The 21,469-nt window shown below is 75.8% G+C and carries 19 protein-coding genes; 11 read left to right on the top strand and 8 right to left on the bottom strand.

Going from position 1 to position 21,469, the window contains the following annotated elements:
• Nucleotides 1-93 precede the first annotated feature (93 nt).
• Entirely contained in the window at nucleotides 94-1,194 is a 1,101-nt protein-coding gene (locus ACIQBJ_RS29820; RefSeq protein WP_400716661.1) for a cation diffusion facilitator family transporter, read from the bottom strand.
• 174 nt (nucleotides 1,195-1,368) lie between these two features.
• Here ACIQBJ_RS29820 and ACIQBJ_RS29825 point away from each other — a divergent pair, with 174 nt between their 5' ends.
• On the top strand, nucleotides 1,369-2,658 hold the full coding sequence (locus ACIQBJ_RS29825; RefSeq protein WP_400716663.1) for a chromate transporter: 1,290 nt from the start codon (nucleotides 1,369-1,371) through the stop codon (nucleotides 2,656-2,658).
• A gap of 15 nt (nucleotides 2,659-2,673) precedes the next feature.
• On the opposite strand, the gene ACIQBJ_RS29830 is transcribed toward ACIQBJ_RS29825, so the two are convergent.
• Nucleotides 2,674-3,435: a gamma-glutamyl-gamma-aminobutyrate hydrolase family protein gene (locus ACIQBJ_RS29830; RefSeq protein ID WP_400716665.1), complete on the bottom strand. Its 762-nt coding sequence runs from the start codon at nucleotides 3,433-3,435 to the stop codon at nucleotides 2,674-2,676.
• A 217-nt stretch (nucleotides 3,436-3,652) separates the two neighbouring features.
• Between ACIQBJ_RS29830 and ACIQBJ_RS29835 the strand changes: the two genes are divergently transcribed.
• Nucleotides 3,653-4,846, top strand: a complete 1,194-nt coding sequence (locus ACIQBJ_RS29835) for a DUF2510 domain-containing protein (protein WP_400716667.1) — start codon at nucleotides 3,653-3,655, stop codon at nucleotides 4,844-4,846.
• 48 nt (nucleotides 4,847-4,894) lie between these two features.
• Here ACIQBJ_RS29835 and ACIQBJ_RS29840 read toward each other — a convergent pair whose 3' ends face one another.
• The 4 genes from ACIQBJ_RS29840 to ACIQBJ_RS29855 form a co-directional block, all read right to left on the bottom strand.
• Nucleotides 4,895-6,046, bottom strand: a complete 1,152-nt coding sequence (locus tag ACIQBJ_RS29840) for an RNA polymerase sigma factor (RefSeq protein ID WP_400716932.1) — start codon at nucleotides 6,044-6,046, stop codon at nucleotides 4,895-4,897.
• A gap of 17 nt (nucleotides 6,047-6,063) precedes the next feature.
• Nucleotides 6,064-6,471: a YciI family protein gene (locus ACIQBJ_RS29845; protein WP_400716669.1), complete on the bottom strand. Its 408-nt coding sequence runs from the start codon at nucleotides 6,469-6,471 to the stop codon at nucleotides 6,064-6,066.
• Between the two features lie 143 nt (nucleotides 6,472-6,614).
• Nucleotides 6,615-8,648 carry a hypothetical protein gene (locus ACIQBJ_RS29850; RefSeq protein WP_400716671.1) on the bottom strand — a complete coding sequence of 678 codons (2,034 nt, stop codon included), beginning with the start codon at nucleotides 8,646-8,648 and terminating at the stop codon, nucleotides 6,615-6,617.
• A gap of 117 nt (nucleotides 8,649-8,765) precedes the next feature.
• A complete protein-coding gene (locus ACIQBJ_RS29855; protein WP_400716674.1) occupies nucleotides 8,766-9,986 on the bottom strand; it encodes an alanine racemase in 1,221 nt (406 codons plus the stop codon).
• Between the two features lie 147 nt (nucleotides 9,987-10,133).
• Here ACIQBJ_RS29855 and ACIQBJ_RS29860 point away from each other — a divergent pair, with 147 nt between their 5' ends.
• Nucleotides 10,134-10,868, top strand: a complete 735-nt coding sequence (locus ACIQBJ_RS29860; protein WP_400716676.1) for an SseB family protein — start codon at nucleotides 10,134-10,136, stop codon at nucleotides 10,866-10,868.
• On the opposite strand, the gene ACIQBJ_RS29865 is transcribed toward ACIQBJ_RS29860, so the two are convergent.
• Nucleotides 10,858-11,736 carry a helix-turn-helix domain-containing protein gene (locus ACIQBJ_RS29865; protein ID WP_400716678.1) on the bottom strand — a complete coding sequence of 293 codons (879 nt, stop codon included), beginning with the start codon at nucleotides 11,734-11,736 and terminating at the stop codon, nucleotides 10,858-10,860. The two genes, ACIQBJ_RS29860 and ACIQBJ_RS29865, sit on opposite strands and share 11 nt — an antisense overlap.
• Nucleotides 11,737-11,869: 133 nt before the next feature.
• Here ACIQBJ_RS29865 and ACIQBJ_RS29870 point away from each other — a divergent pair, with 133 nt between their 5' ends.
• Complete coding sequence (locus ACIQBJ_RS29870) at nucleotides 11,870-12,886, top strand: zinc-dependent alcohol dehydrogenase family protein (RefSeq protein ID WP_400716681.1); 1,017 nt, start codon at nucleotides 11,870-11,872, stop codon at nucleotides 12,884-12,886.
• A gap of 70 nt (nucleotides 12,887-12,956) precedes the next feature.
• A complete protein-coding gene (locus tag ACIQBJ_RS29875; RefSeq protein WP_400716683.1) occupies nucleotides 12,957-13,379 on the top strand; it encodes a cupin domain-containing protein in 423 nt (140 codons plus the stop codon).
• A gap of 35 nt (nucleotides 13,380-13,414) precedes the next feature.
• On the opposite strand, the gene ACIQBJ_RS29880 is transcribed toward ACIQBJ_RS29875, so the two are convergent.
• On the bottom strand, nucleotides 13,415-14,728 hold the full coding sequence (locus tag ACIQBJ_RS29880; protein ID WP_400716685.1) for an MFS transporter: 1,314 nt from the start codon (nucleotides 14,726-14,728) through the stop codon (nucleotides 13,415-13,417).
• Nucleotides 14,729-14,840: 112 nt separating this feature from the next.
• Here ACIQBJ_RS29880 and ACIQBJ_RS29885 point away from each other — a divergent pair, with 112 nt between their 5' ends.
• The 6 genes from ACIQBJ_RS29885 to ACIQBJ_RS29910 all read left to right on the top strand — a co-directional run bounded on the left by ACIQBJ_RS29885 (nucleotide 14,841) and on the right by ACIQBJ_RS29910 (nucleotide 21,452).
• Nucleotides 14,841-15,791, top strand: coding sequence for a LysR family transcriptional regulator (locus ACIQBJ_RS29885; protein ID WP_400716688.1), 951 nt, complete (start codon nucleotides 14,841-14,843; stop codon nucleotides 15,789-15,791).
• A 59-nt stretch (nucleotides 15,792-15,850) separates the two neighbouring features.
• Nucleotides 15,851-16,429: a TetR/AcrR family transcriptional regulator gene (locus tag ACIQBJ_RS29890; RefSeq protein WP_400716689.1), complete on the top strand. Its 579-nt coding sequence runs from the start codon at nucleotides 15,851-15,853 to the stop codon at nucleotides 16,427-16,429.
• 198 nt (nucleotides 16,430-16,627) lie between these two features.
• The gene (locus tag ACIQBJ_RS29895) at nucleotides 16,628-17,653 is read left to right on the top strand and encodes an agmatine/peptidylarginine deiminase (protein WP_400716691.1); all 1,026 of its coding nucleotides are present in this window, start codon (nucleotides 16,628-16,630) and stop codon (nucleotides 17,651-17,653) included.
• 112 nt (nucleotides 17,654-17,765) lie between these two features.
• Nucleotides 17,766-18,947, top strand: a complete 1,182-nt coding sequence (locus ACIQBJ_RS29900; RefSeq protein ID WP_400716694.1) for an agmatine/peptidylarginine deiminase — start codon at nucleotides 17,766-17,768, stop codon at nucleotides 18,945-18,947.
• Between the two features lie 7 nt (nucleotides 18,948-18,954).
• On the top strand, nucleotides 18,955-19,737 hold the full coding sequence (gene ureA, locus ACIQBJ_RS29905; RefSeq protein ID WP_400716697.1) for an urease subunit gamma: 783 nt from the start codon (nucleotides 18,955-18,957) through the stop codon (nucleotides 19,735-19,737).
• The gene (locus tag ACIQBJ_RS29910; RefSeq protein WP_400716700.1) at nucleotides 19,734-21,452 is read left to right on the top strand and encodes an urease subunit alpha; all 1,719 of its coding nucleotides are present in this window, start codon (nucleotides 19,734-19,736) and stop codon (nucleotides 21,450-21,452) included. The genes ureA and ACIQBJ_RS29910 overlap by 4 nt, the downstream gene beginning before the upstream one ends.
• The last annotated feature ends 17 nt before the right edge of the window (nucleotides 21,453-21,469 follow it).

Below are 21,469 nucleotides of genomic sequence, written 5' to 3' on the forward strand. Positions count from 1 at the left end.
GGTGCGGTCACGCTCCGATCATGCCGCATCCCGCCGACAGTCCGGTGCTGATGCACCGTCATGTGGGCGGGACGAGGGGGAGACGGGGCGGGCTCAGTGCTCGTGCGGGCCCGCGCGGTGCACCGGGCCGTGCGCGTCCGCGCAGTGCTCGCGGGCCCCGTCCTCGGCGGAGACCGCGGCCGCCGCGGCCGCGCTGCTCGGGGCGATCTGCAGCAGCCCGTCCGCGTCGCTCTCGCCGACGTGGTCGACCTGCAGGGTGGCGTGGGTGATCCGGTACTCCTCGCGCAGCCGCCGCTGCAGCTCGCGCTGCACCGCGTGGCAGTCGCCGCCCGGCGTCACCAGGATGTGCGCCGACAGGGCGGGCTGGTTCGAGGTGATCTCCCAGATGTGCAGGTCGTGGATCTCCTCGACCTGCTCGACCGCCACCAGCCGGTCCGCCACCCGGTCCGGGTCGATCCCGGCCGGCGCGGCCTCCAGGAAGATCCGCGCCGAGTCCCGGACCAGCCCGATCCCGGCCCGCAGCATCAGCGCCACCACCACCAGCGAGGCGATCGCGTCCGCCCGGACGAAGCCGGTGAACAGCACCACCGCGCCCGCCACCGCCGTCGCGATGAACGCGTACAGGTCGGTCAGGACGTGCTGGAAAGCGCCTTCCACGTTCAGTGAGGACCGGTTCGCCTTCGACATGCACCAGGCCGCCGCGACGTTCACCACCACGCCCACCAGCGCCGTGACCAGCACCAGCTTGCCCTCGACGGCCGGCGGCGAGATCAGCCGGGTCACCGCCTCGTAGCCCAGCCAGGCCGACAGCACCAGCAGCGTCACGCCGTTCGCCTGCGCCGACAGGATCTCCGCCCGCTTCAGCCCGTACGTGTAGCCGCCGCGGGCCGGCCGGGCCGCCAGCCGCATCGCCACCAGGGCCAGCGCGATCGAGGCGGCGTCGGTCAGCATGTGCGCCGCGTCCGAGATCAGGGCCAGCGACTGGGCGGCGAAACCGACCACCACCTCGCCCGCCATGAACACCACCAGCAGGACCAGCGCGCTCCACAGCCACTTGCGGTCCGCGTCCGCGGACACCGCGTGGCTGTGCCCGGCGTGCCCGCCGCCGCCGTGGCCGCCGCCCCCGTGGTCGTGGTCCTCGTGGTCGTGGTCGTGGTCGTGCGCGTGGTCCTGGTCGTGCGTGTGCCCGGCCATCGGTGTCCCTCCGCTTCTGGTGTCCGCACCGGAAGTGAACCCCACTTCGGAGGAAGATCCAAAGGCTGCACTGGTGACCGTTGTCGTTCCCCTGTAGGCCATCCGGGTCCGATAAGGTGCGCACCGCGTTCGCGCAGGTCGCGCAGGCTTTCGGAGGGGAAGAGGGGTAGCGGGATGGCGGAGCGGGTGCCGCTGGCGGTGATCGCCAGGGAGTGGGGCCGGATCGGCGTGCTGGGCTTCGGCGGGCCGCCCGCGCACATCCTGCTGCTGCGCCGGCTCTGCGTGGAGCGGCACGGCTGGATTGCCGCGAGCGAGTTCGAGGACGGCATCGCCGCCACCAACCTGCTGCCCGGCCCGGCCTCCACCCAGCTGGCGATCTTCACCGCCTGGCGGCTGCGCGGCACGGCCGGCGCCCTGGTCGGCGGCGCGGCGTTCATCCTCCCGGGCCTGCTGCTGATCCTGCTGCTCTCCGCGCTGTTCCTGGCCGTCGACCCGCCGCGCTGGGTGCTCGGCGCGGCCGCCGGGGCGGGCGCGGCGGTCGCCGCCGTCGCGCTCCAGGCCGCGAACAGCCTGGTCCCGGCCAGCCGGCAGCGCTCCGGCCCGGGCCGGGCCCGGGCGCGCTGGTACGCCTACCTGCTGTGCGGCGCGGCCGCCGCGGTCCTCACCGGGCCCTGGCTGGTGCTGGTCCTGATCGCCACCGGGGCCGCCGAGATCGCCTTCCGCCGCCGGAGCCGCGGAACCAGCCCAACGGATGACCCCGCGCTGGGCCGTCCGGACGCGGGGCCGGGCCACGGGGGCGGGGACGGTGCGGACGGCGGCGGCGAGGACGGCGGTGCGGGCGGAGGCGGCAAGGACGGGGGTGCGGACGGAGGCGGCCGCCGTCCGCGGTTCGGGCTGCCGCCGCTGCTCGCCCTCTCCACCGCCACCGGCGGGCTCGGCGCGCTCGCCTGGGTGGCGCTCAAGGTCGGCGCGCTGTCCTACGGCGGCGGCTTCGTGATCATCCCGCTGATGCAGCAGGACGCGGTGCACCGCTACCACTGGATGACGGACGGTCAGTTCCTGAACGCCGTCGCGCTCGGCCAGATCACCCCGGGGCCGGTGGTGCAGACCGTCGCGGTGGTCGGCTACGCGGCCGCGGGCGTCCTCGGCGGCCTGCTCGCCGCGTCCGTCGCCTTCGCCCCGTCCTTCCTGTTCGTGCTGCTCGGCGCGGCGCACTTCGACCGGCTGCGCGCCAACCCGGCCGTCCAGGACTTCCTGACCGGCGCGGGCCCGGCCGTGATCGGCGCGATCGCCGGCTCGGCCCTCCCGCTGGCGCTCGCCCTGCAACGGCCTTGGCAGTACGCCGTGTTGGCGCTGGCCGCCGGGTGGCTGCTGTGGCTGCGGCGCGGCGTGGTGCCGTGCCTGCTCGGCGCGGCCGGCCTCGGCGTCCTGCTCACCACGGCGGTCGGCCTGCCGCTCCCGTAGCGCGGGGCCGGGGCCTCAGACCACCGGGAGGGCGGCGGGGGTGGTGCCGAGCGGGGCCAGGCGGGTGGCGTTGACCAGGGCGCGGGCGATCCGCAGGTCCTCGCCCTGCTCGGGGTGCCACTGGACGCCGAGGGTGAACCCGGCGCCCTCGACCGCCTCGACGGTGCCGTCGGCCGCGTGCGCGCAGACCGTCAGGCCCTCACCGAGCCGGGCCACCGCCTGGTGGTGGAAGGTCGGGACGACCACCTCGGACTCCGGCAGCAGGTCGGCGAGCAGGGTGCCGGCCACCGGGCGGACGGCGTGCCGCCCGTACTCGTTGGGCCGCCCGGTGTGGCTCACCGCGCCGGGGTTCCCGTCGAGCACGTCCGGCAGGTGCTGGACCAGCGAGCCGCCGCAGACCACGTTCAGCAGCTGCATGCCGCGGCAGATGCCCAGCAGCGGGGTGCCGGCGGCCAGCGCGGCGCGGATCAGCGCGGCCTCCCACAGGTCGCGCTCGGGGGCGTTGGCCACCGTCTCCGGGTGGGCGGGCTCGCCGTACAGCGCGGGGGTGACGTCCTCGCCGCCCGAGATCACCAGGCCGTCCAGCCGGGCGACGACGGCGGCCGCGTGCTCGGGGGCGTCCGGCGGCAGCATGACGGCGATCGCACCGGCGGCCCGGAGCAGCGCCGGGTAGCGCTCGGACAGCAGTACGGAGCGCATGCTGTCCCACCGCCCCCAGGCGGCGTCGGTGAGACAGGTGCTGATGCCGATCACGGGGCGAGAGGTCCGAGAGGTCATGGCGGGCATTCTGCCGTGCCGTCCCGGCCGTTGCCGCGCGACCCACCAATCCCGCGCGCCCCGTACGGCGCGCGGTGCAGATTTCACGCCCCCGGGGGACGGGAGCGGCCCCGGCGGGGCACGGGCGTGCGATTCTCACCGGAATCTCATCGCCCGGGGCCGGTTTCCGGCCCCGCGCTGATTTCCCGCTTATCCGCGGCCCCCTAGGGTCGGGTGTGTGACCGAGCAGCAGATTCCCGCCGGGTGGTACCCGGACCCCGTCGACACCGACAGCGACCCCCGCCCCGAGCGCTGGTGGGACGGCAAGGGCTGGACGGCCACCACCCGCCCGGCCCCGGCGGCCGACGCCGCCCCGGGCGCGACCCCGGGCGCGACCCCGGGCGCGACCCAGGGCGCGACCCCGCCGACCGACGCGCCCCCCGCCGCGGCCGCCGAGCAGCCGACCGTCATCGAGGGCACCGTGCTGGACGCCTCCGGCCAGGCCGTCCACTACCCGCAGCTGCCCCCTTACGCCGACGGGGCGCCGCCCCGTCCGCCCCGTCCGCGCCCGTCCAAGCCGGTGCTGATCGCCGCCTCGGTGGCCGCGCTGATCGGCCTCGCGGTCGGCTCCGGCGTCACCTACCTGGCGATGGACGGCCGCCACGACCGCTCCGCCAGTGCCGCCCCCACCCCCGGCGAGCGCCACCGCGGCGGCAACGGCGGCAGCAACGGCGGCAGCAACGGCGACGGCATCCCCGGCTTCGGCAGCGGCGGCGGGACGGGCGGCAACGGCCAGGGCAAGAACGGCGGCTCCGGCAACGGCTCCGGCGGCACCGGCGGCAACAGCGGTGGCAACAGCAGCGGTGGCGGAACCGGCGGCGGAACGGGCGGCAGCGGCAAGGGCCTGGGTGCCAAGCAGGCCGTCGACCTGGTCAACGGCATCTCGCTGCCGATCCTGAACGGCTGGGACGGCGGCACCACCGCCGACGGCTACGCCACCGTCCTGACCGGCAAGTACACCTGCCCGGACGGCACCGACAAGTGCTCGCTGGCCGGGGCGAACACCAGCCAGGTCAAGGGCACCGACGCCAAGGCCGCCGCGCAGGGCGACATCGACGCCGCCGCCAAGGAGGCGTACCAGGGCATCACCGGGCACAAGGAGGTCAAGAGCGAGGCCGTCACGGTGGCCGGCCGCTCCGGCTACCTGGTGCGCTGGCAGGTCGACGTGTCGAAGGGCAACGGCGGCTACGTGGAGACGGTGGTGTTCCCGGCCGCGAACGGCAAGTCGCTGATCGCCGTGCACATGGGCTTCGACATCGCCGACAAGGCGCCCGGCACCGACCAGATGGACGCCCTGGTCGGCGGCATCGCCGACTTCACCGGCGGCGGGACCGGTGCCCCGGGCGGCGCCACCGGCGGCACCACCACCTGAGCCGCCGACCGGCCCCCGCAGGCTCGCTCCCGCAGGCTCGCTCCCGGCTCAACGCCCTTCGCCCAGAAGGGTGTTGAGCCGAGCCGCCTGCCGGACGAGGTGGTCCCGCTCGGCCGCCGCGCCGGCCTGCCGGGCCGCCTCCGCGTACAGCCCGGCCGCCGCCGACAGCTCGCCGGCCCGCTCGCGCAGGTACGCGGCCGCGGCCGTGTACCGGGGGAGCGCGGGGTCCAGCTCCGCGAGCGCGGCCAGCCCGGCCCGGGCGCCGTCCGCCTCGCCGACCGCCACCGCCCGGTTCAGCCGCACCACCGGACTGTCCGTCAGCGCCGCCAACTCGTCGTACCACTCGACGATCTGCACCCAGTCGGTCTCCGCCGCCACCCGCGCGTCCGCGTGCAGCGCCGCGATCGCCGCCTGCGCCTGGAACTCGCCCAGCCGGTCCCGGGCCAGCGCCCCCTGCAGCACCGCCACGCCCTCGGCGATCGCCGCGGTGTCCCAGCGCGAGCGGTCCTGCTCGGCCAGCGGCACCAGGCCGCCGTCCGGACCGATCCGCCCGGCCCGCCGGGCGTGGTGCAGCAGCATCAGCGCCAGCAGGCCCGACACCTCCGGGTGGTCGACCCGGGCGGCCAGCTGCCGGGTCAGCCGGATCGCCTCCGCCGCCAGGTCGACGTCCCCCGAGTAGCCCTCGTTGAACACCAGGTACAGCACCCGCAGCACCGTCGACACGTCGCCCGCCCGGTCCAGCCGGACCCCGGACACCGTCCGCTTGGCCCGGCTGATCCGCTGCGCCATCGTCGCCTCCGGCACCAGGTACGCCCGGGCGATCTGCCGGGTCGTCAGGCCGCCGACCGCGCGCAGCGTCAGCGCCACCGCCGAGGCCGGCGGCAACGACGGGTGCGCGCACAGGAAGTAGAGCCGCAGCGAGTCGTCCTCGTCCGGCACCGGCCCCGGCGCGGGCCGCTCCTCGACCAGGTCCTCCCGGCGGCGGCGCGAGGCGTCGGCCCGCGCCGCGTCCAGGAAGCGCCGCCAGGCGACGGTGACCAGCCAGCCCTTCGGGTCCCGCGGGACCTCCCGGGGCCAGGCCCGCAGCGCCTCCAGCAGCGCCTCCTGGACGGCGTCCTCGGCCGCCGCGAAGTCGCCCCCGCGGCGGACCAGCACGGCCAGCACCTCCGGGGTGAGCGCGCGCAGCAGCGCCTCGTCCACCGCGCCGGCCACCCCCGTCACTCCGTGACGGTCGGCGGTTCGGACATCAGCGGGCGCAGCTCCAGCCACTCGCGGATCGGCACGCCGCCCGCGCCCGGCGCCGCCGACAGCTCGCCGGCCAGCTCCAGGGCCCGCTCGTAGCTGTCCACGTCGATGATCATCCAGCCGGCGATCAGGTCCTTGGTCTCCGCGAACGGCCCGTCGGTCACCGGCGGCCGCCCCTCGCCGTCGTACCGCACCCAGGTGCCGGTCGGAGCCAGAGCCTGCGCGTCCACGAACTCGCCGGTCCCCTCCAGCTTCGCCGCGAAGTCCCGCATGTACTGGATGTGCGCGCCGACCTCCTCGGGCTTCCACCGGTCCATCGGCACGAAGCCCTCCGGCTCCGGCGACCCCTTGTAGTGCTTCAGCAGCAGGTACTTCGCCATCGTTCTCACTCCCCAGCTGTTCCGGCGGTCCCATTGTGGCCGCCCTCACCCCTGGGACGGAGCACCCCGCGGGTTCTCGACACGACCCACGACATTTCTCCGAAGATTTTTTCCGGGCTCCGGGGGCGGTCCGCTCCGGGCGGTCAGGCGAACGGGTCGTCGTCGCGCGGGGCGGACCCGAGCCGCTGGGCGTCCCGCAGCATCGGCAGGGCCGCCGAGCCCATCAGCAGCGTCCAGTTGGCGTCGTCCAGGACCTCCCGGCGCAGTTCGGCGCTGCCGCCGAAGCTCGCGGTCTCCAGGTCGGGCGCGGTCAGCAGCAGCCCGACCCCCTGCGGCCCGCCCTCGCGCAGGATGCGCAGGCAGAGCGGGACGGCCTCCGGGACGGCCCCGAACAGCCGGTGGGCGTCCTCGACGGCGACCAGCACCCCCGGCTCGGTCGGTGCGGGGGCCGCATGCTCCCCGGCCCGCCGGTGCTCGATCAGCCGCACCGCGCCCCGCAGTACGGCCAGCGCCTCCGACGGCCGGTCGCCGGCGTACCGGTCGGCCCGGTCGGCCTCCAGCAGCGCCCGGAAGTGCTTCTGCCCGGCGGACCAGTCGAGCAGCCACAGCACGAACCGGCCGCTGGCCAGCGCGCCGACCAGGAGCACCGTCAGGGTGTTGCTCTTGCCCACCCCCGGGCCGCCCACGACGGCGCCGTGGCACACGCCGGTACCGGGCCGGTGCAGCGGGACGCGGCTCTCCGCGCCGCCGCGGTCGTCGCCGAGCGCCACCGTGCCGCTCACGGGGTCGTACAGCGACTCCACCGATCCCAACGGAATCCGCTCGCTGTGGAACGGGTCCCGGGCCGCGACCCGGTTCCAGCGGGCGGCGGCCTCGGCCTCCCCCGCCTCCTCGTGGACGGCGGCCAGGTGGGCGGCGGCGCTGCCGTCGCCCGCCAGGGCGAGCGGGAGCCAGGCCGCGACCGCGTGCCCGGTCGCGCCCGCCAGGTAGGCGCTCATCCCGATCAGCAGGCGGTCCTCGTCGTCCGCGCCCAGCTCCAGCACCTCGTCCCGGACGGCCTCCGGCACCGCGGGCGCGTCCGGGCCGCGCCGGTTCAGCGCCTCCGGCAGGTAGTCGAAGGCCCGCCAGGTGTCGGGGTACTCGCCGGGCACCAGCAGCCCGGAGGCCCCGTACCGGACCTCGGTCGCCCAGGCCAGCGCCTCCGGCCAGCCCTCCGGGCGCAGCGCGACGTCGTCCAGGTAGCCCGCGTGCAGGTCCCGCAGCACCTCGACGTCGACGGCCGCCCGCAGCCCGGCCCGGGCGAGGTCCACGGCGGCCCGGACCAGCGCCGCGCCGCGCGGATTGCCGCCCACCCGGGACGCCTGCTCCCAGGACTGCAGCAGCGACGGCCCGGCCGCCAGGTACTCGGCGACCCCGTACGCCCCGGCGTGGGCGACCGCGTCGGCGAGCCGGGCCTCCCCGGCCGCGGCGGCCCGGTCCAGCTCGGCGGGGCTCCAGCGCCTGGGCACCCGGACCGGGTCCGCGCCGCGCAGCACGCGGTGCCCGAGCTCGCGGTCCGGGTGCGGGAGCCCGCCCGGCGCGTGCAGGGTGCGGTAGGTCTCGAACACCTCGTCCCGCAGGGTGGCGACGGTGGCGACCCCGAGCGCGGTGAGCGAGCCCAGCAGCGCCGGGTCGAGGCCGTCGGCGCCGAGGAAGCGCTCCAGGTCGTCCAGCCACAGCACCACCCGGCCGACCCCGGAGGACCGGAGCGCCCCGGGCAGCCGGGACAGCGCCGCACCCCGGGGCGGCGCGTACAGCCGGTGCTCCGGCATGCAGCGCCGCACCGCGTGCAGCGCCGACCGGGTCTTGCCCGCCGTGGAGTCGCCCACCAGCAGCACCAGCCCGCCGTGCGCCGCCGCGTGCTTCGCCCGGGCGGCCAGCCCGCGGTCCGAGTCGCGCAGCACGTACGGCGGCAGCGCCGCCCCGGCGTCCGACGCCCGGGCCGGGTGCACGCCGAGGACGAGCGCGTCCACCTCGCCGGCCAGGGGCCACGACAGCGGGTCGGGACCGTCCGAACCCCGCTCGGTGAGCCAGAAGTTGACCTGGTGGTTGGTCACCACCGGGCCGGTGATGTCCCGCCCGGCCGCGACCGAGGCGGCCCCGGACGCGACGGTCTCGTGCTGTTCCGCGAACGACATCCGGCGGTCGCACCTCCCCCGATCGGACCTGCCCGGGTCCGTGGCCACCCGTTTTCGTGATCAAGGGTAGCGCCGCGGCCAAGGGTGGCGCCGCGGCCGGTGCGCGCTGACGGCGCGTCAGAGGAAGGTGTGGCCCTCGCCGCGGTAGGTCGGGACGGCGGCGGTCACCGTCTCGCCCTCGATCAGGTGCAACTCCGGGAAGCGCTCGCAGAGTTCACCGGCCTTGGCGTGCCGGAACCAGACCCGGTCGCCGATCAGCAGGTCGTCCGCCGCCGAGCCCAGCAGCGGCGTCTGCACCTCGCCCGCGCCCTCCTGCGGGTCGTAGCGCAGGCCCGCCGGCAGGTACGGGACGGGGGAGCGGTCCGCGCCCGCCGGGCCGGACGCCGGGTAGCCGCCGCCGAGCACCGTCACCACGCCCACCCCGGGCCGCCGGACCACCGGCTGCGCGAACAGCGCCGCCGGACGCCCCCGGAACGCGCGGTAGTTGTCGAACAGCCGGGGCACGAACAGGCCCGAACCCGCCGCGACCTCGGTCACCGCGCGCTCCGCCACCGTCGACTCCACGCTGCCGGTGCCGCCGCCGTTCACGAACTCCAGGTCCGCGACCTGCCGCACCCGCCGGACCACCTCGGCCCTGCGCAGCGCCAGCTCGGTGCGGGCCCGGCCCTGCATCAGCCGCACCGCCGCCGAACGCAGCGGACGGCCCGGCACCGCGTCCCCGACCCCCGCCACGTGGCCCTCGTACGCCATCAGCCCGACCACCTCGAAACCCCGGCGGGCGTTGACCAGTTCGGCGAACCGGCCGAGCTGCTCGGGCGTCCGCAGCGGCGAGCGCCGCGCCCCCACCCGGACCCGGCCGCCGAGCAGGTGCAGCGCGGTGTCCAGCTCCAGGCAGACCCGGACCGCCGCCGAACCCTCCCGGGCCGCGTCGATCAGGTCCAGCTGCGCGACGTCGTCCACCACCACGCTGATCTGCCGGGCCAGTTCGGGGTCCGCCGTCAGCCGCCCGAACGCGGCCCGGTCCGCCGACGGGTACGCCAGCAGCACATCGGTGAACCCCGAGCGGACCAGCCAGATCGACTCCGCCAGCGTGAAGCTCATGACGCCCGCGAACCCGTCCCGGGCCAGCACCCGCTCCAGCAGCGCCCGGCAGCGCACCGACTTCGACGCCACCCGGATCGGCTTGCCCGCCGCCCGCCGCACCAGATCCGCCGCGTTGGCGTCGAACGCCGCCAGGTCCACGATCGCCACCGGCGCCTCCAGGTGCGCCGTCGCCCGGTCGTAACGGGCCCGGTCCGAGACAGTACCGCTGGTAGCGGCGGTTTCCGCGAGTGCCATGGCCGCAGACTGCCACATCCCCCTACCGGACGGTAGATCCCGACGGCCCCCAATCCGCCGCCGGGGCCCGGCCCGGCCGCGGGCGGTCGGAGGGGCCCGGGGTGTCGGGCGCGTCGGGGCGGCGCGAAGGTGGCATAGGCTCGCGGGGTGGAGCGCAAGAACATCCCCGATCCCGGGTTCGCCGCCGACGACGGCACGGCCGATCCCGTCCTCGCCGCGGCCCTCGCCGCGTGGCAGCAGGACCCGTCCGCCGAACCGGAGTTGCTGGCCGCGTTGACGCCGAGCCGGCTGATGGTGCCGATCGTGGCACTGCTCGGCGAGGTCGAGGTGGACGCGCACGGGCACAAGCACGAGAAGACCAGCGACATGGCGGTGCCGGTGCTGGAGGCCGCCGACGGGCGGCGCGCGCTGCCCGCGTTCACCTCCATGGAGAGCATGACGCGCTGGCGGGCCGACGCCCGGCCCGCGCCGGTGGTCGCCCCGCAGGCCGCGATGGTGGCGTACGCGGAACGCGCCGACATCCTGCTGATCGACCCGGCGGGCCCGGTCAGCTACCAGCTGTCCGGCGCCCGGCTGCGCGCCGTCGCCGAGAACCGGCCCTACCTGCGGCCGCACCTCGACCCGGAGGTGCACCGCGCGCTGCGCGAACTCCTCGCCGCCGTACCGGAGATCACCGCCGCGCACCTCGTCCCGGCCCCGGACGCGGACGCCACCCTGGCCCTCGTCCTCGCCGATCCGGCCACCGACCCCCGGGCCCTGGCCGCCCGCCTCGGCCCCGCCCTCGCGGCCGACGACGCGCTCCGGCTCCGCCTCGACCAGGGCCTCCAACTCGCCTTCCTCACCCAGCCGTTGGGGCAGCAGCCGTTCTACCTCAAGGACTGACGGAGACGCCCGCCGCCGGGGCCAGCAGCCGCAGCGACCGCTCGCTCGCGGAGCCGGGCTCGGCGGCGTACACGGTGAAGAACAGGTCCGGCTCGGCGGCCATCCGCAGGCCCTGGTAGGACAGGGTCAGGCCGCCGACCACCGGATGGTGGAAGTGCTTGGTGCCGCTGCCGTGGTGCCGCACGTCGTGCGCACCCCAGCGGACGCGGAACTCGTCGCTGCGGGTGGAGAGTTCACCGATCAGGTCGTGCAGGCCGCGGTCGTGCGGATCGCGCCCCGCCTCGGTCCGCAGGATCGCCACCGTGATGTCGGCGGCCGGACCCCACTCCGGGTAGAAGGCGCGCGAGGCCGGGTCGAGGAACTGGTAGCGCGCCAGGTTCGGCGGCTCCCCGGGCCCGCCGCCGCCCGGCTGCCGGAACAGGTCGCAGTAGAACGCCCGGGCCAGCGCGTTCGTCGCCACCAGGTCGGTCCGCCCGTTGCGGACGAACGCCGGCCCGCCGGTGACCGCGTCCAGCGTCCACTGCAGGCCCGGCGGCGGCGTCCACCCCCGGCCGGCCCGGCGGCGCGGCCGGGTCAGCGCGTCCGAGCCGTCCGCGGCCTGCGCCAGGTGCAGCAGGTGCGCCCGCTCCGCGTCGTCCAGCCGCAGCGCCCGGGCCACCGCCTCCAGCACCGCGGGGGAGACCCCGGCCAGATGCCCGCGCTCCAGCTTGGCGTAGTACTCGACGCTCACGTCGGCGAGCGCCGCGACCTCGCTGCGCCGCAGCCCCGGCACCCGCCGGCGCGGTCCGGCGGGCAGCCCGGCCAGCGCCGGGGTGATCCTGGCGCGCCGCGAGGTGAGGAACTCGCGGACCTCCTGACTGTTGTCCACCCTCCCGACCGTACGCGCCGCGCGCCCCCGGAGGGATGCACCACCGGTACACCCTTCGAGGGTGTCTCGCTCCCCGCCCCCGGCGGGCGTTTCCTGGAACGGACGAGACCACCCCCTTCCCCGGAGCACCACCATGCGCGGAGCAGTCATCCACGGCCCGGGCGACGTCCGGTTCGAGACCCTGGACGACCCGAAGATCCTCCACCCCACCGACGCGATCGTCCGGACCGCCGCCACCTGCGTCTGCGGCTCCGACCTGTGGCCCTGGCGCGGCCAGGACGCCACCGAGCACGCCCACCCGATCGGCCACGAGTACGTCGGCTTCGTCGAGGAGGTCGGCGCCGAGGTCACCGGCCTGCGCCCCGGCCAGTTCGTGGTCGGGTCCTTCGCCACCTCCGACAACACCTGCGCGCACTGCCGCCAGGGCTGGACCTCGCACTGCGAGCGGCGCGAGTTCATGAGCACCTGCCAGGCCGAGTACATCCGCGTCCCGCAGGCCGCCGGCACCCTGGTCGCCACCGACGGCGTCCCCGACGCCCGGCACTGGCCCGGCCTGCTCACCGCCTCCGACGTGCTCGGCACCGGCTGGTGGGCCGCCGAGGCCGCGCAGGTCCGGCCCGGCTCGACGGCCGTGGTGGTCGGCGACGGCGCGGTCGGCCTGTGCGCGGTGCTCGCCGCCCGGCACTCCGGCGCCGAGCGGATCATCGCGATGTCCCGGCACGAGCCCCGGCAGCGGCTGGCCCGCGCGTTCGGCGCCACCGACGTCGTCACCGAGCGCGGCGCCGAGGGCGTGGCCCGGATCATGGACCTGACCGACGGCCTCGGCGCCGACAGCGTCCTGGAGTGCGTCGGCACCGACGCGGCCATGGGCCAGGCCCTGCGCGGCGCCCGCCCCGGCGGCAGCGTCGGCTTCGTCGGCGTTCCGCACGGCGTCGCCGTCGACGGGCAGGAACTGTTCTTCTCGCACGTCGGCCTGCGCGGCGGCCCCGCCCCGGTCCGCCGCTACCTGCCCGAACTGATCGACCTGGTCCTCACCGACCGGATCGACCCCGGCCGGGTCTTCGACCTCGCCCTGCCGCTCGCCGACGTCGCCGAGGGCTACCGGGCGATGGACGAACGGCGCGCGATCAAGGCCCTGCTCACCCCCTGACCCACCGTCGACTCCGGTGCGAGGCAGATCCGGTGCGAAGCAAATCCGGTGCGAAGCAAAGGAGAACACCATGGAATTCGTCACCCCGCGGCCCACCGCGAAGGGCCCGGCCGAATGGTTCACCGGCGACGTCCGGTGGGACGTCCTCGCGGCCGGCGCCGCCCCGTCCCGGCTGCGCTTCAACCTGGTCCGGTTCGCCCCCGGCGCCCGCACCCACTGGCACGCCCACGCGGTCGGCCAGACCCTGCACGTGGTGTCCGGCACCGCGCTGATCGGCACCCGGGACGGCACCGTGTTCGAGGCCCAGCCGGGCGACACCGTCTCCTGCCCGCCCGGCGAGGAGCACTGGCACGGCGCCACCGCCGACCGCTTCATGGCGCACCACGCGCTCTGGGAGGCCACCGGCGACGGCACCCCCGAGACGACCTGGGCCGAACCCGTCACCGACGCCCAGTACGCGGAACCGGCCCGCACCCGCCGCCCGCCGCAGTAGCCGACCAGCCGACCAGCCGCCCGCCGACCGCCGCTCTAGCCGATCCCCTGCCCACCGCTCTGTCCGATCCCCCGCCCGCCGACCGCCGCGGCGGCCGACCCGTCCTCGCCACCGGCCGCGGCGGCCGACTCCCCTGCCGCGCGCCGCGGTTCGCGCGGCAGCAGCAGCGGCGTCGCCAGCGCGAGCAGCCCGGTGGCCAGCAGTGCGGCGCGCGGCCCGGCGGCGTCGGCGAGCAGCCCGGCCAGCGCCGTGCACAGGGCGATCGCCGCCTGCTGGCCGACCGACCAGGCCGTCAGGGTCCGCGCCACCAGGTGCGGCGGGGTGTGCTCCAGCCGGTGGGTGGCCAGCACCGGCGTGTACAGGCTCATGTGGACGACGATCGCGGCCTCCACCGCGATCACCGTCAGCAGCCCCACCGGGCCCGGCCGGACGAACGCCAGGCCGACCGGCCACAGCGCGCGCAGCGTCCCGACCACCCGGAACACCCACCACCGGCCGCGCCGCGCCACCACCCGGCGGGCCAGCCGGGAGCCGAGCAGCCCGCCCAGGCACGGGACGGCGAACGCCAGCCCGTACTGCCAGGCGGGGAAGCCGAGCCGGCCCAGCAGCAGGACGGCGAGCAGCGGCTCGGTCGCCATGACCAGGCCGGAGACGGCGAGGTTGTTGAGGTACAGCGCCCGCAGCACCGGATCGCCGAACAGGTGCCGCCAGCCGTCCCACAGCCCGCCCGCCCGGCGCCGTCCGCCCCCCGCCGAGGGGCGGACCGGGACGCGCTCCCGGTGCCCGACCGAACCGACCCCGAGCGCCGACAGCAGGTAGCTCACCGCGTCGGCGACCACCGTCGTGACCGGGCCGAACAGGCCGACCGCCGCCCCGCCGAGCGGCGGCCCGACCGCCAGGGAACTCCAGTTCGTGGACTCCAGGCGGGAGTTGGCGACCAGCAGGTCCTCGGGGCGGACCACCGACCTGAGCAGCGCCCCGGACGCCGCCCCGGACGCGATCCGGGCGGCCGCCAGCACCGCCGACACCGCCAGCAGCTGGGCGAACCCGAGCACCCCGCAGGCGTACGCGGCCGCGACGCCCGCCAGCGCCGCGCACCGCACCAGGTCCGCCGCGACCATCACCCGCCGCTTGCGCCGGAACTCCACCCACGGGCCCAGCGGCAGCGCCAGCAGCGCCCCCACCGCCGGGCCGACCGCCGCGAGCGCCGCCACCTGCCCCGCCCCCGCGCGCACCACCAGCACCGCCAGCAGCGGCAGCGCCCCGAACCCCAGCGCCGAGCCGTACGCGCTCACCGCGTACGCCGCCCACAGCCGGTCGAACGACCGTCCCAACGCCCTGCGCCGCACCCGTACCCTCCCCGGTTGTCCCGGGAGAGCCAAGCGCGCGGCCCAACCCCAGGTCAAACAACCGGTGGACCGGATCGGCACAACCACCGGTTGTTCACTAGGCTCGGTCGACGTGGACCTCGAAACCGTGCGCACCTGTGCCGCCGTCGCCGACGCGGGCCAGTTCCAGAAGGCCGCCGCCGAACTGTCGATCACCCAGCAGGCCGTCTCCAAACGGATCGCCGCGCTGGAACGTCAACTCGGCGTCCGCCTGTTCACCCGCACCCCGCGCGGCGTCGAACCGACCATCGACGGACAGGCGTTCCTGCCGCACGCCCGCGAACTGCTCCGGGCCGCCGACCGGGCCCTCGCCTCGGTGCGCGCCGACCGCCGCCCGCTCCGGGTCGACGTGATCAACTCGCGCGGCGCGGCGTCCGGGCTGCTGCGGGACTTCCACCGCGCCCACCCCGACGTCGACCTCGACGTGGTGATGCTGTTCGACGTCGACACCGCGGTGGCCGCGATCCGCTCCGGCGCCGTCGACGCCTCCTTCCGCGCCGTCCCCGCACCCGGGCACCCGCTCCCCGAGGACATCGCCGCCGTCCGGGTCCTCGACGAAGCGCTGCACCTGCTCACCGGCCCGGCCCACGCGCTCGCCGCCGCCCGCTCCGTCCCGCTCGCCGGCCTGGCCGGCCACCGGATCTGGATGCCCGGCATCGTCCCCGGCACCGAATGGGCCTGCTACTACGACGACCTGGTCGCCGAGTTCGGCCTCACCATCGAGGCCACCGGCCCCAACTTCGGCTCCGACGCCCTGCTCGACACCATCGCCGACACCCCCGCCCTCGCCACCTTCATGAGCGAACAGACCCGGCTGGTCTGGCCCGCCGGCCACGGCCTGCGCCGCGTCCCGATCACCGACCCCACCCCGGTCTACCCCCACTCCCTGCTCTGGCACCGCGACAACCCCCACCCCGCCCTCCCCGCCCTCCGCGCCCACCTCACCCCCCGCGCCCTCGACGCCCCCGGCACCTGGACCCCGCCCTGGACCCGCCCCGCCGAGCCCCCGCACCCGGGCCACTGACCGGCAGGTCAGGATGCCGCCCCCGGCGCGGCGACCGCCGCCCAGTAGGGTGGTGCACCGTGGCCAGTCGTAAAACATCCATCCTGGAAGCAGCCGCGCGCGTGATCGCCCGACGGGGGGTCCGCGGCCTGCGCGTCGAGGAGCTCGCCGCCGAGGCCGGCGTCTCCACCGCGCTGATCTACTACCACTTCAAGGACCGCACCGGCATCCTGCGCCGGACGCTGGAGTTCATCAACGACCGCGCGGGGCGCTACACCACCGAGCGCGACCCGGACGCGCCGCCGCTCACCCCGCGCGAGGAACTGGAGCAGACCCTCCTGCTGGAACTGCAGGACGTCCCGGAGGTGCGGGAGAACAGCACCGCGTGGGGCGAGCTGCGGGCGAGCGCGGTCTTCGACGACTCGCTGCGCGAGGACCTGGCCCGGGCGTCGCTGGGCTGGGTCCAGGAGGTCGCCCAACTGCTCGGCCAGGTGCACCCGATCAACTCGGCGACCGCGCTGGCGGCCGCCGCCGAGCGGCTGACCGCGCTGCTGGAGGGCCTGAGCATGCGCTGGCTGAGCGGAAGCCTGCCGCTGGGCCACGCCCGGACGCTGATGGGCGAGGCGATCGACGTGGAGCTGGAGCGGCTCGCCCGCTGACCGCCGGCTCCGTCCGTCCCGTCCGTCCCGTCGGGGAGCTCCCGTCCGCGCCCGGGCCGCCGTCGCACCGGCGCCCGGGCGTTCTGCTGCCCGCACCCGGGTTCACCTGCGGGCCTTTCCATGCTCATCGGCTTGACTGATTTTTCAGTCAGTGCCACGCTGTGGCCACCACGAGCGACACTGGACCCGGAGCACTTCATGAACCACCACAGCGAGGACCACGGCCCCTGGGTGCCTGCGGACGACGTGCCGCACGCCCGGACCTGGATGTCGTGGCCCTCCCGGAGATCGGTCTGGGGGCGGCAGCTCGGCGGCGTCCAGGAGGACATCGCGCTGATCGCGCGGACCGTCGCCGCCTTCGAACCGGTGGTGATGTGCGTCCCCGACGAGTACTCGGCCCGCCAGGCCCGCGGCCTGTGCGGAGCCGCCGTCGAGGTCACCACCGCCGTGCCCACCGACGACCTGTGGATGCGCGACACCGCCCCGGTCTTCCGCCGCGACGGCCGCGGCGGCCTGGAGGCCGCCGCGCTGAACTTCAACGGCTGGGGCAACAAGCAGGTCCACACCGACGACGCCCGGGCCGCCGAGCGGATCGCCCGCCACCGCGGCCTGCGCCTGCGGTGGGCCGACTTCGTCGGCGAGGGCGGCGCGGTGGAGACCGACGGCGACGGCACCGTGATGGCCACCGAGAGCAGCCTGGTCAACAAGAACCGCAACCGCGGCATGAGCCGCGACGAGATCGAGGACGCCGTCCTCGACGCCTACGGCGCGGACCGGATGATCTGGCTGCCCGGCATCAAGGGCAAGGACATCACCGACGACCACGTCGACGTCACCTCGCGGTTCGTCCGGCCCGGCGTGGTGATGGTCCAACTGCCGCCCCGGGACCGCGACGACGTGTGGGCGCGCGACGCCCGCGAGCAGTTCGCGATCCTCTCGCAGGCGGTCGACGCCCGCGGCCGCCGACTGCAGGTGATCCGGATCGACGGCCCCGAGACGGTCCGGTCACGGAAGTCCGCCTTCGTCGACTCGTACCTGAACTTCCACCTGGTCAACGGCGGTGTGGTCACCGCGCAGTTCGGCGACCCGGAGCGGGACGAGGCCGCCCGGGCGACCCTCGCCGCCGCCTTCCCCGGCCGCCGGGTCGTCCAGCTCGACGTCGACCGGCTGATGGGCGGGGGCGGCGGCATCCACTGCTCGACCATGCACGAGCCGCTGCCCTGACCGCGGCCCCCGATCCGACCGGCCCCGCCCCGCTGCTCGACAGCGCCCCTCGCTGCCCGGCAACGTCCGACAGCGCCCGACAGCGCTCCACAGCGCACAACGGAGGACTCCTTTGTCCGTCTCCGCCCTGCCCCGCCGCACCCTGCTGCGGGCCCTGGCCGGCACCGGCCTGCTCGCCCTCGGCCTGACCGCCTGCACCGACCTCGACCCCGTCCCCGGCGCCGATGCAGGCACCGGCACCGGCGGTGCGGGCGGCTCCCCGCCGACGGCCCCGCCCGGCGGCACCGGCCGCCGGTTCGGCGCCGAATGGGAGAAGCACAGCCGGACCTTCATGGCCTGGCCCGGCTCCGAGAACGTCTGGGGCGACCAACTGGGCGACGTCCGCAAGGACATCGCCGGCCTCGCCGCCGCGATCGGCGCCCACGAGGCGGTCACCCTGCTGGCCCGGCCCGAGCACGCGGACGCCGCCCGCCGGGCGTGCGGCAGCGGCGTCGAGGTCGTCCCCCTGGAGGTCGACGACCTGTGGGCCCGCGACACCCTCCCGGTCTTCGTCGAGGAGGGCGGCAAGGTCAAGGGCGTCGACTTCAACTTCAACGGCTGGGGCGGCAAGCAGCAGCACGGCCGCGACGGCAGGGTCGCCCGCACCCTGCTGGAGCAGCACGGCATCGAGCGGATCGAGACCCCGCTCGTCGCCGAGGGCGGCTCCTTCGAGACCGACGGCCTCGGCACCCTGGTGCTCACCGAGAGCTCGGTGGTCAACGCCAACCGCAACCCCGGGATGTCCCGCGACCGGGTCGAGCAGGAACTCAAGGCGGCGCTCGGCGTCAGCAAGGTGATCTGGCTGGCCGGGGTGAAGGGCCAGGACATCACCGACGCGCACGTGGACTGCCTGATGCGCTTCGTCGCCCCCGGCACCGTCCTGCTCGACCGGGCCTTCCCCGGCTCGCCCGCCGACGTCTGGTCGCGCTCGGCCGACCAGGCGAGGTCCGTCCTGGAGCAGGCCACCGACGCGCGCGGCAAACCGATCGAGGTGATCGACCTGCCGCAGCCCGACCCGGACCGGATCACCGGGCGCGGCGACGCCTTCGTCTCCTCGTACATGAACTTCTACCTCGGTGGGAAGGGCGTCTACCTGCCGAAGTTCGGCGACGACCGGGCCGACGACCGGGCCCGGCAGGTCCTGAAGGACCACTTCCCCGACCGCGAGATCGTCCAGGTCCGGATCGACGCGATCGCCGGCGGTGGCGGCGGCATCCACTGCGCCACCCACGACCTGCCCGCGCTGGGCGGGTGACCCGGCGATGCAGCTCACCCCCACCGAACGCGACCGCCTGCTGATCTTCACCGCCGCCGAACTGGCCCGCGCCCGGCGCGCCCGCGGCCTGCGGCTCAACCTGCCCGAGGCCACCGCGCTGATCGCCGACACCGTCTGCGAGGCGGCCCGCGACGGGCGGCGGCTCGCCGAGGCCGTCGCGCTCGGCCGCTCCGTGCTCGGCCCCGCGGACGTCCTGCCCGGCGTGGTCGACGTGCTGACCGAGATCAGCGTGGAGGCGGTCTTCGAGGACGGCACCCGCCTCGCCGTCGTCGCCGAACCCTTCGGCACCGCCGACGGCCTCGCCGACCGCGCCCCCGGCGCACTGCTGACCGGCCCCGGCACCGCCGTGGTGCCGGAGCCCGCGCTCACCCTCGGCGTGCGCAACACCGCGAGCGTCCCGGTCTCGGTGACCTCGCACTTCCACTTCTTCGAGGCCAACCCGCGCCTCGCCTTCGACCGGGCCGCCGCCTACGGCACCCGCCTCGCGGTGCCGGCCGGTTCCTCGGTGCGCTTCGACCCGGGGGCGACCGTCGAGGTCGGCCTGGTGCCGATCGGCGGGGCCCGGGTGGCGATCGGCTTCGCCGGCCTGGTGGACGGCCCGCTGGACGCCCCCGGCGCCCGGCAGGAGGCGCTGCGCCGCGCGGCGGCCTGCGGCTACCTGGGCGCCGAAAGCACCCGAGGCGCCGAAGACGCCCGAAGCACCGAAGGCACCGGAGACGCCGGAGACGCCGGAGACACCGAAGGCAGTGAGCAGGGGAGTACGCGATGAGCAGCGGCAGCGGCACGATCGACGCGCGCGAGTACGCCGCGGTGCACGGCCCGCGGGCCGGCGACCGGGTCAGGCTGGGCGACAGCGGCCTGGTGATCAGGGTGGAGTCGGACTCGCAGGCGCCGGGCGACGAGTTCCTGGCCGGGTTCGGCAAGACCGCGCGGGACGGCCTGCACCTGAAGGCCGCCGCCGTCCGGGACACCTGCGACGTGGTGGTCTCCAACGTGGTGGTGATCGACGCGGTGCAGGGCATCCGGAAGACGTCGATCGGCATCCGGGAAGGGCGGATCTCGGCGATCGGCCGGGCCGGGAACCCGGACACCCTGGCCGGGGTGGAGGTGGTGGTCGGCACGGGGACGACGATCGTCTCGGGGGAGGGCCTGATCGTCACCGCGGGCGCGATCGACACCCACGTCCACCTGATGTCGCCGCGGATCATGGAGGCGTCGCTGGCCTCCGGCGTCACCACGATCATCGGCCAGGAGATCGGGCCCGCGTGGGGGGTGGGCGTCAACTCGCCGTGGGCGCTGCGGCACGCGTTCAACGCCTTCGACGCCTGGCCGGTCAACATCGGGTTCCTGGGGCGGGGTTCGTCCTCGGACCCGGCGCCGCTGGTGGAGGCGCTGGCCGAGGGCGGCGCGTCCGGTTTCAAGGTGCACGAGGACATGGGCGCGCACACCCGGGCGCTGGACACCGCGCTCCGGGTCGCCGAGCAGTACGACGTCCAGGTCGCCCTGCACACCGACGGGTTGAACGAGTGCCTGTCGGTGGAGGACACCCTCGCGGTGCTGGAGGGAAGGACCATCCACGCCTTCCACATCGAGGGCTGCGGCGGCGGCCACGTCCCGAACGTGCTGAAGATGGCGGGCGTGCCGAACGTGATCGGCTCCTCCACCAACCCCACCCTGCCGTTCGGCCGGGACGCCGTCGCCGAGCACTACGGCATGATCGTGTCGGTCCACGCGCTGAAGACCGACCTGCCGGGCGACGCGGCGATGGCCCGGGACCGGATCCGGGCCGGGACGATGGGCGCGGAGGACGTGCTGCACGACCTGGGTGTCATCGGCATCACCTCCTCGGACGCCCAGGGCATGGGCCGGGCCGGCGAGACGGTGCGCCGCACCTTCGCGGTCGCGGACAAGATGAAGGCCGAACTCGGCCCGCTGGACGGCGACAACCCCGAGGACGACAACGAGCGGGTGCTGCGCTACATCGCCAAACTCACCATCAACCCCGCGATCGCGCACGGGCTCTCGCACGAGGTCGGCTCCATCGAGGTCGGCAAGCTCGCCGACCTGGTGCTCTGGCGCCCCGACCACTTCGGCGCCAAACCGCAGATGGTGCTCAAGGCCGGCTTCCCCGCCTACGGCGTCACCGGCGACCCCAACGCCGCCACGGAGTCCTGCCAGCCGCTGGTGATGGGACCGCTCTTCGGCGCGCACGGGGCCACCCCCGCCGACCTCTCGGTCGCCTTCGTCAGCGCGGCCGCCGCCGAGTCCGGCTCGCCCGGCCGCCCGTACGACGCGATGACCACCCGCCGCCGCCGGGTCGCCGTCCGCGGGACGCGCGGCATCGGGCCCCGCGACCTGCTCCGCAACGCCCGCACCGGACTGGTCGAGGTGGACCACCGCACGGGCGCCGTCTTCCTGGACGGCGACCCGCTGCGCTCCGAGCCCGCCGACACGGTCTCCCTCAGCCGCCTCTACTTCCTCTGACCGCCCCGCCCGCCGCC

Source organism: Kitasatospora sp. NPDC088391, from assembly GCF_044753345.1.
Classification (GTDB): domain Bacteria; phylum Actinomycetota; class Actinomycetes; order Streptomycetales; family Streptomycetaceae; genus Kitasatospora.